Source organism: Nocardioides sp. (genome assembly GCF_030655615.1).
Lineage (GTDB): Bacteria > Actinomycetota > Actinomycetes > Propionibacteriales > Nocardioidaceae > Nocardioides.
This window is the reverse complement of record NZ_JAURVJ010000131.1, coordinates 21,690-31,157: the sequence shown is the minus strand read 5'-3', so window position 1 is coordinate 31,157 and position 9,468 is coordinate 21,690. Positions and strand designations below refer to the sequence as shown.

The 9,468-nt window shown below is 73.2% G+C and carries 9 protein-coding genes; all 9 read left to right on the top strand.

Going from position 1 to position 9,468, the window contains the following annotated elements:
* A partial coding sequence (locus tag Q7T52_RS11185) for a hypothetical protein (RefSeq protein ID WP_304802455.1) occupies positions 1-1,253 on the top strand: 1,253 nt, incomplete at its 5' end.
* Between the two features lie 15 nt (positions 1,254-1,268).
* A complete protein-coding gene (locus tag Q7T52_RS11180; protein ID WP_304802453.1) occupies positions 1,269-2,888 on the top strand; it encodes a hypothetical protein in 1,620 nt (539 codons plus the stop codon).
* 64 nt (positions 2,889-2,952) lie between these two features.
* Complete coding sequence (locus Q7T52_RS11175; RefSeq protein WP_304802451.1) at positions 2,953-3,225, top strand: hypothetical protein; 273 nt, start codon at positions 2,953-2,955, stop codon at positions 3,223-3,225.
* A gap of 4 nt (positions 3,226-3,229) precedes the next feature.
* Complete coding sequence (locus Q7T52_RS11170; protein WP_304802449.1) at positions 3,230-3,694, top strand: hypothetical protein; 465 nt, start codon at positions 3,230-3,232, stop codon at positions 3,692-3,694.
* Between the two features lie 13 nt (positions 3,695-3,707).
* Positions 3,708-4,961 (top strand): toxic anion resistance protein, encoded by a 1,254-nt coding sequence (locus Q7T52_RS11165; RefSeq protein WP_304802448.1) that lies wholly within the window; start codon positions 3,708-3,710, stop codon positions 4,959-4,961.
* Between the two features lie 6 nt (positions 4,962-4,967).
* Positions 4,968-5,486, top strand: a complete 519-nt coding sequence (locus tag Q7T52_RS11160) for a hypothetical protein (protein ID WP_304802446.1) — start codon at positions 4,968-4,970, stop codon at positions 5,484-5,486.
* Between the two features lie 46 nt (positions 5,487-5,532).
* On the top strand, positions 5,533-7,143 hold the full coding sequence (locus tag Q7T52_RS11155; RefSeq protein ID WP_304802444.1) for an AAA family ATPase: 1,611 nt from the start codon (positions 5,533-5,535) through the stop codon (positions 7,141-7,143).
* Positions 7,140-8,441 carry a hypothetical protein gene (locus tag Q7T52_RS11150; protein WP_304802442.1) on the top strand — a complete coding sequence of 434 codons (1,302 nt, stop codon included), beginning with the start codon at positions 7,140-7,142 and terminating at the stop codon, positions 8,439-8,441. The genes Q7T52_RS11155 and Q7T52_RS11150 overlap by 4 nt, the downstream gene beginning before the upstream one ends.
* A complete protein-coding gene (locus Q7T52_RS11145; protein ID WP_304802440.1) occupies positions 8,438-9,466 on the top strand; it encodes a glutamate ABC transporter substrate-binding protein in 1,029 nt (342 codons plus the stop codon). The genes Q7T52_RS11150 and Q7T52_RS11145 overlap by 4 nt, the downstream gene beginning before the upstream one ends.
* Positions 9,467-9,468 lie beyond the last annotated feature (2 nt).

Here is a 9,468-nt window from a genome sequence, read left to right as displayed (position 1 = left end):
CGGCGCAGCCGACCGTCAGCGTCAACCGCGCACCGGTGGCGCTCGCGGGCGCCAAGACCGGGCTCGGCTCGGCGCGCGACGTCGAGACCGACGCGGCGGGACGGATCTACGTCCTGACCCCGACGGCGGTGCGCGTCTTCGCCGCGTCGGCCCGTGGCAACGCGGCCCCGGTCCGCTCGGTGCCCGTGTCACCACCGAACGCCGAGGCCACGTCGAGGGTCGCGGTCGACGGTGACGGCTGGGTCTACGTCCTGAGCGTCCGCAACGAGGAGCCGGCCAGCAGCTCGGTCACCGTGTTCCGGCCCGGTGCGTCGACGCCGGACGGCACCTACAGCCAGGACGACCTGGGCGTCGAGTGGCCGATCGACCTGACCGGGGTCGGCGCGCAGGTCGCGATCGCCGACTACGGCGCCAGCGACGTCAAGGTCTTCGCCCTGCACTCGGGCGACACCACCCAGGTCCGCGCCCTGGCCCCGGGCACCGCCGGCCCGACCCGGATCGACCTCCCGGTCGCGATCGACTCCGACCGGGCGGGGCGCCTCGTGCTCAGCGGGAGCAGCTGGGTCGCGGTGTTCGGGCCCGGGGCCGACAGCACCGAGGTGCCCACGACCGCCCCGCAGCGCTTCGTCCAGGGGAGCCGCACGGGGCTCGGCGCCGACGGCCGGGTCACCACCGGGGTCGGCCTGGACGCCCGCGGCCGGGTCCTGGTCGTCTCCGCCGAGCAGTACGCCGTCGACGACGTCACCTTCGCGACGCGCAACCCGCGCGTGCTCGTCTTCGCGGCCTCGGCGACGGGCAACGCAGCTCCCCAGGCGGTGCTGCGCGGGGCCCGTAGCGGCCTCGGCACCTCCTCCGGGCTCGAGGTCGCCCCCTCCGGGGCCCTCGTCACCAACCGCTACGACCCCGACGCGGGAGCGTGGGCCGCCGGCGTCTCGGTGCACCGGCCGCTCGGTCCCTACGCCGCGCCCGGCAAGCCGCGCACGGTCCGCGTCGCGGGGGCGGCCGGGGCCGCCCGGCGCACGATCACCTGGAAGCCGGCCCGGACCGACCCCGACACGCCCGTCCTCGGCTACACGGTCAAGGTCGTCTGCGGAGGGGCGACCAAGGCGACCCGGAAGCTGCCCCGGTCCGCGCGCTCGGCCACCGTCGCGCTGGGCTCGTTCCGCCGGGGCCGGTGCACCGCCCGGGTCGACGCCCGAAACGCCCTCGGCACGGGCGGGCCCGGCACGATCTCGTTCGCCGTCCGGCGCTGAGCCCCAGGAGTCCCGATGAACCGCCTCGTCCCCGCCCTCGCGACGCTCGTCATGGCCGCCGGTGTCCTCGCCGTCCCGCCCACCCCGGCAGCCCACGCCGCCGACGAGCCGGGCGAGCCCTTCACGTCGTGGGGTCGCCACGTCGACGGCGGTGTCGTCGGCGGTGTCGACACGGTCCAGGCGGTCGACACCTACGGTGCCCAGACCTTCGTCGTCGGCTCGACCGACGGCACCGTCGAGGGCACGTCGGCCGGCGGCGTCGACGCCTTCGTCCGGGTCCTCGACGCGGCCGGCCGGGTCGTCCGGACCGACCAGCTCGGCACGGCGGCCCCCGACACGGCGTACGCCGTCGACGCCGGTCCGTGGGGCGTCGTCGTCGCCGGCTGGACCGACGGCAACCTCGCCGGCAGCGGCAACACCGCCGAGACCGACACCTTCGTGCGGCTCTACGGCCCCACCGGCGCCCTGCGGTGGACCGTCCAGCTCGGGACCAACGACGACCCCTACTACGCCAGCGACGTCCTCGTCACCGCCGGCCACGTGCTCGTGGCCGGCGATGCGGACACCGAGGTGAGCGGCACCGACAACCAGCGCGAGGTCTTCGTCCAGTCCTTCGCCCTGGCCGACGGGTCGGGGGAGAGCTTCCGGCTCGCCGGCTACACCGGGGTCGAGGAGTACGCAGGCGACCTCGCCGAGGTGCCCGGCGGCTTCGTCGTCTCGGGATCGACCCTCGGGGACATCGCGACGCCCGCCGGGCCGAGCACGGGCCAGACCGACGGCTGGATCGAACGCTACGACCTCTCGCCGACGGGCGCCTCCACCAGGGTCTGGGGGTTCCAGACCCACGACGCCGCTGGCGACACCGTCGACGACGTCGCCGTCTCCGGTGCCCGGGTCTTCTACGCCGGCTACCAGCGGGGCGCGCCCGGCGTCGAGGCCGGGCTCGTCGGCGCGATCCGCACCGACACCGGGACCGCCCTCTGGCGCAGGGCCACCGGCACCGGCGACGGGCGCGCCGTCGCCGTCGCCGCCACGGCGCAGGGCCCGGTCGTCGCGGGCTCGGCCGAGGGCGACGGCTTCGTGCAGGGCTGGACCGCCACCGGCACCCGGCGGTGGACGACGCCCCTCCCCGCCGCCACCGGAGGCGACGTCCAGGCCCGTGGCGTGGCCCGCGGCACCTCGGGCATCGCGGTCGGCGGCTCCGTCGAGGGTGCACTGTTCGGCGCCGCGTCCGACGGCGAGGACGGCTTCGCTGCCCTGCTCGCGGTGCAGCGGCCCGCCGCCCGGCTGGCCCAACCGCGTCTCGTCGTGCGCCGGGCCCGGACGGCCACTACGACCCTGCGCGTCGTCAACGGCGGCGAGGCCGCCGAGCGGCTGCAGCTGCGCGGCTGCCGGACCGCGACCGGGGTCCGGCTGACGGTGAGGCAGGGGCGCCGCGACGTCAGCGCCGCCGTCCGCGCCGGCACCTGGCGCAGCCCGGTCCTGGCCCCGGGCGCCGTCACCCGCCTGACCCTGACGGTGCGGGCCAGGCGCACCGCTCCGCTGCGCACGCAGCAGTGCGGGTTCGTCGCCACCTCCACCCGGCAGCCCACGGCGTCGGGGCGCACGGCGCTTGCGGTGGTCGTCCTGAGGTAGTCGTCCGCCGAGCCTGTCGAGGACTGTCGGTGGCTGCCCGTAAGGTCGTCCACGTGAAGTCACGATGAGCAAGACAGACGAGCTGCGGGCCATGCGCGAGGCCAAGTACGCCCGAGCCCGGGCCGCGTCCGGCCGGGCCCCCGCCCCCACCGGACCCACCAGCAAGGCCACCCCGGCCAAGCCGCCGGTGGCCCCCGAGGCCGGGGCGACCAAGCCCACGACCGAGGCGGCCGGCGGCGAGCCCGCCACCGACGCCGTGTGCGGCCACCGCAACATGAGTGGTCGCACCTGCACCCGCGAGCAGGGCCACGCGGCCAAGAGCCACCGCTACTCCTGACCGGGTGACGTCCGCCTCCGACCGCGACCCGATCCGGGAGTGGTTCAGCCGCAAGCGCGCCCAGCTCGCCGGGGTCATGTGGTTCCTGGTCGTCCTCGCCCAGGTGGGCGATCTCGTCTCCGGAGAGCTGTCCCGCCAGGTCGCCTGGGTGCACACGGCGGTGTTCTTCGGGCTGCTGACGTGGTCGATCGGGTCGCGGGCCGATCGCAACGAGCCGCGGTTCTGGCTCCGGTTCGCGCTCGCGTGGTCGGCCTACCTCGCGGTCCGGCTGGCGCTGCTCGTCGTCTCCGTCGTCCGCGACCGGTTCGAGCCCCTCGGTCTCTTCACGATCGTGCTCGCGGCCGGCTTCCTGGCCCAGGACGTGTGGCGCTACCGGCGCACGCGACGCGGTGTCGCCTGGGACGCACCCCTCGACCGCCACTCCGACAGCGCGACGGCGACGACACGAGACGCCGGACGCCGTAGGTGACAGACTGCGCGCCATGACCGCAGGCACCCCCGAGCAGCCCGCCGCCGGCGAGGCCGCCGTCCAGCCCCTCGCCCCGCCCGACCCCGTCATCACGCTGACGGCGCCCGAGCCCGTCCTGCAGATCGCCGAGACGGCCGCGCCCAAGATGGCGCCCCCCGTCGCCGCGGCGGCGATGCCCGAGCTCGACGCCAAGGTCGACGGGTTCATGAACGCCCTCACCTCCACCCAGGCCGGCAGCCCCGAGTTCGCCGCCCAGGCCGAGAACGTCCGCACCATGGGCGACGCCGACATCCGCAAGGCCGCCGAGACGTCCAACCACATGCTCGAGCGGCCGGTCAACGCGCTCCGCGAGGGCGGCATCGCCCAGGGGAGCGCGGTCGGCAAGACCCTGCTCGAGCTGCGTCGTACGGTCGAGGACCTCGACCCCAGCCAGGCCACCGGCGCCAAGCGCTGGCTCGACATCCTGCCGTTCGGCGACAAGATCACCGACTACTTCCGCAAGTACCAGTCGGCCCAGACGCAGCTCAACGGCATCCTCCACAGCCTGCGCAACGGCCAGGACGAGCTGCAGCGCGACAACGTCGCCCTCAACCTCGAGAAGACCAACCTGTGGGCGGTGATGGGCCGGCTCAACCAGTACGTCTACGTCGCCGAGCGGCTCGACGCCAAGCTGTCGGCCAAGATCGCCGAGCTCGAGCTGAGCGACCCCGACGCGGCCAAGGCGCTCAGCCAGGACGTGCTGTTCTACGTCCGCCAGAAGCACCAGGACCTGCTGACCCAGCTGGCGGTGTCGATCCAGAGCTACCTCGCGATCGACATCATCATCAAGAACAACATCGAGCTCATCAAGGGCGTCGACCGCGCCTCGACGACAACGGTCTCGGCGCTCCGCACGGCGGTCATCGTCGCCCAGGCGCTGGGCAACCAGAAGCTCGTGCTCGACCAGATCACCGCGCTCAACACCACGACGTCGGGGATGATCCAGCGGACCTCCGAGATGCTCAAGGAGAACAGCGCGGCGATCCAGGAGCAGGCCGCCAACTCGACGATCGGCATCGAGCAGCTGCAGGCAGCCTTCGCCAACATCTACGCGACCATGGACTCCATCGACGAGTTCAAGCTCAAGGCCCTCGACAACATGTCGGCCACGATCGGCGTCCTCGAGACCGAGGTCGAGAAGTCGCGCTCCTACCTCGAGCGCGTCCAGAAGCACGACGCCCGCAACGCCCAGGGCACCCTCGATCTCTCCAACCAGCCCCTGAACTGACCGGGCGTGGGACTGAGGGACTGGTGGCGCAGCCGGCGAGAGGGCGACGACGAGGCCGTCACGCCGTCGCCGCAGCCCCCGACCGAGCAGGACGTGCTGGCCTCGCTCAACCGGGTCAACGCGATGCTCACCGAGGGCAACGCGCCACCGGTCATCACCTCGCGGGTCGTGCGGATCGCGCGCACGATCAACGACACCCTGCCGCGCATCCGCAACCTGGGGCTCGGGTCGATGGAGGGCTACTCGGTGGTGGCCACCGCGACGACCTACCTCCCCGAGGCGGTCGGCGCCTACCTGCGGCTGCCGCGCGAGTGGGCCGACACCCGGCCGATCGACGGCTACAAGACGTCGCTCATGGTCCTGGTCGAGCAGCTCGAGCTGCTCGCGGCGACGATGGACAAGATCCTCGACGCCGCCAACCGCGCCGACGCCCAGGCCCTGATCGCCCACGGGATGTTCCTCGACGCCAAGTTCGGTCACACCTCCGACGGTGGTCCGGACCTCCAGCTCGGGAGCCCCACATGACCGACCCGTCAGCAATCCACGACGGGTCAGCGTGGAGGAGGAGACCATGACGACGCTCGCCGCCGCGCTGAAGACCCTGGAGAAGGTCGCGACCGAGGCCGGGGTCGACCCGGCCACCGCGCGCCGCGAGGGCGAGGCCCTGGCCGCCACGGTCGCCGAGCCCAACAAGGGCGCCTTCGTCGACTGGTGCGCCGAGACCGGCCGCGCGACCTCGGCTGAGCCCTACTTCGACGCCGCGTCCCGTGGGCGTCGCTACCGCGCGGCCCAGACGGCGACCATGAGCCTGCTGGCCTCGGGCGGCTCACCCTCCGCGCCGTCGTACGCCGCCGCGCTGGGTGACGTCGCGCTCGCCGCCGCGTCCCTTGGCACCCCTGACCCGCGCGCCACCGGCAACGCCGCCACCGCGGCCGCCGCCCAGCTCGCCGAGCCTGCGCCGCGTACGGCCGCGCCCACCCTCGGTGACGACGTCACCGGGTCGCTGCTCGAGCAGCTGTCCGTCGTGCAGCGCAAGATCGCGGGCCTCGGTCCGGTCGACCTGGGTGGTCTCGTGACAGGCGCCAGCGCGCCCTCCTCGACCTCCGTCGATCCCGTCGCCGTGCAGCCGCCCCCCGCGGAGCCCGCCGAGCCGGTCGAGGAGACCGGACACGCTCAGCCCGAGCCGCCCCAGAAGTCCCTCGAGGAGCTCCTCGCCGAGCTCGACGACCTCGTCGGGCTGGCCGACGTCAAGGCCGAGATCCACCGCCAGGCGGCGGTGCTCCGGGTCGAGGGGCTGCGCACCGAGGCAGGGCTCAAGACCCCCGACATCACCCGCCACATGGTCTTCAACGGCAACCCCGGCACCGGCAAGACCACGGTGGCCCGGCTCGTCTCCGGCATCTATGCCGCACTCGGGCTGCTGACCCAGGGACAGCTCGTCGAGGTCGACCGCTCCGAGCTGGTCGCCGGCTACCTCGGCCAGACCGCCGCCAAGACCGCCGAGGTGGTCAAGTCGGCGCTTGGCGGCGTGCTCTTCATCGACGAGGCCTACTCGCTGTCCGGCGACCAGTACGGCACCGAGGCGATCGACACCCTCGTCAAGGAGATGGAGGACCACCGCGGCGACCTCGTCGTCATCGTCGCCGGCTACCCGCTCCCGATGCAGGTCTTCATCGCCCAGAACCCCGGCCTCGAGAGTCGCTTCCGCACCCACATCGACTTCGTCGACTACACCGACGACGAGCTGGTCAGGATCTTCGGCGTGATGGCCGGTGCCGCCGAGTACGACGTCGGCGAGCCCGCGCTCGACCGGCTGCGCTCGATCCTCGCGGGCGTCGAGCGCGGACCGACCTTCGGCAACGCGCGCTACGTCCGCAACCTGCTCGAGGCCGCGATCGGCCGCCAGGCCTGGCGCCTGCGCGACACCGAGAAGCCGACGCTCGAGCAGCTGCGCACCCTCGAGCTCGACGACCTCGACCTGCCCGAGCCCGACCCCGAGCCCCCCGCCGACGCCCCCGCCGACGTCCCGGCCGACGCCTCGATCGACGGTGGCACCGAGCCGTCGCTCGACGAGCTCGTCCCACCAGTCGGCGCCCCGGAGGTTGAGCCGGTCGACTTCGGGGAAGCCCCGCTGGGCCAAGACCTGGGCCAAGACCTGGGCCAAGACAAGGAGTCACCGTGAGCCAGACCGCCTCGGCCCCGGCGCCGCAGCCGGCCCCGTCGGCGCAGCCGGCCGTGCCGGCGACCGCCCAGCCCTCCCACCGGGCCGGTGTCGCGCCGGCGGCGAGCCCGTTCTCCGAGAACGTCCCCCGCCTCCTCAACCGGCTGCAGGCCGTCGCCGTCACCACCTGCGTCGTCTTCGGGATCCTGGCCGCCGTCATCCAGGTGCTGTCGTGGCAGGCCGCCGGCCGTGCCGCCGACAACACCGAGCAGGTCGTCCGGGTCCAGCAGATCCAGTCGCTCCTGCTCCGCGCCGACGCCGTCGCCACCAGCTCCTACCTCTCCGACGGCCTCGAGCCCGCCGCCGCGCGCGCCGAGTACGACGCCGCCATCGACGACACGCTGCGCCTCATCACCGACGCCGCCGACGCCCAGCCCGCCGACCGCGCGGTGCTCGCCGACCTCAACGCCGCCGTGTCGGCCTACACCACGACCGTCTCCCAGGCCCGCGACTACAACCGCCAGCAGCTGCCCATCGGCATCGCCTACCTCAACAACGCCGGCACCTCGCTGCGCGCCGAGGCGCTGCCCATCGTCACCGCGCTGGTCGACACCAACTCCGAGCGCGCCGAGGACGAGATGCACGGCCAGCACCCGTTCTGGCTCCTCGGGATTGGTGTGCTAGCGCTCCTCACCCTGTTCTGGGTCAACAGCCAGGTCGCGCGGCGGTTCCGGCGCCGCCTCAACGTCGGTGTCGTCACTGCGGAGGTGATCATCGCGGTGCTCACGCTCGTGGCCGTCGGCCACGCCGTCCTCAAGAACAACGACGACGACGCCACCCGCGACGGCGCCTACCGCACTGCCATCGACGAGGCCTCGGCCCGTACGGCGGCCAACAACGCCAAGGCCTTCGAGAGCCTCGGGCTCGTCAACCGCGGCTCCGGCTCGACGGTCTGGGAGCCGCAGTTCCAGAAGCAGTCCGAGATCGTCGTCGACAAGGCCTCCGCCGACACGGCAGCGCTGTGGAGCGACTACCTCGACCTGCACGCCCAGCTCCGCGACAAGGACGACCAGGGGCTGTGGGACGCCGCCGTCGCCGACGCGACCGCCACCGGCGACGGCACCGTGACCGCCGCCCTCGATGCCGTCGACGCCAGCGCCAGCGCCGTCGTCGACGAGTCCGGTGACGAGGCCTCCGACGGCTTCCGCGAGGGGGGCGCCATCTCGGTCGCCCTCGCCATCATCACGCTGCTCGGTGGGTTGATCGCCGCTGGGGCCGCCACCCGAGGCATCGACCAGCGACGCAAGGAGTACTCGTGACCCACCCCACGACGTTCCTCGTCTCCCCCGCTCCGCTCCGCCGTCGAACGCCGCGGGGATCCCGGGGGAGGCGCCTCGCCGTCGCCGCTGCGGCGATCGTGCTGCTCGCCGGGTGCGGTGGCTACGACGACACCACCGTCCCCGAGGCCCAGCCCGCGTCGCCGGCCCCGGCCGCGCCCAACACCCTCGAGCCGTGCGACAACGACGGCACCGAGGTCCGCTCCTACGAGCCGGACGCCGACGAGACCGACAACGATGAGGTGGTCGCCATCCGCGAGCGCGGCAAGCTCGTCGCCGGTGTCGCCGCCGACACCCTGCTCCTCGGCGCGCGCAACCAGGCCGAGAACCAGATCCAGGGCTTCGACATCGACATGGTCTACGCCATCGCCGACGCGATCTTCCCCGAGGAGGGCCGCGAGGCGCTCGACGCCCGCAACCGGGTCGACCTCAAGGTCATCACCGCGGCCCAGCGGATCCCGCTGCTGCAGGACGGCACGATCGACATCGTCGCGCGCAACATGACCGTCAACTGCTCGCGCTGGCAGCAGATCGCGTTCTCGGAGATCTACTACAACGCCGGCCAGAAGGTCCTCGTCGGCGTCGACTCGGGCATCAGCACGATCGCCGACCTCGCGGGCAAGCGGATCTGCGCCCCGGCCGGCACCACCAGCATCGAGAACATCCAGGTCCTGGCCCCGGAGGCCATCCCGGTGACCTCGACCGACAACTCCGCCTGCATGGTGCTCTTCCAGAACGGCGACGCCGACGGGGTCAGCACCGACGACACCGTGCTGGCCGGGCTCGCCGCCCAGGACCCCTACGCCACCGTGCTCAAGACCGACTTCCTCACCAAGGAGCCCTACGGCATCGGGGTCAACCAGGACAACGTCGGCCTGGTGCAGCTCATCAACCGGGTCCTCGAGGACATGCGACGCGACGGCCGCTGGAAGGCGTCCTACGACCGGTGGCTCGAGCCCGAGCTCCAGGTCGAGGGCAAGCAGCCGCCGCCCCGCTACGGCCGATGAGC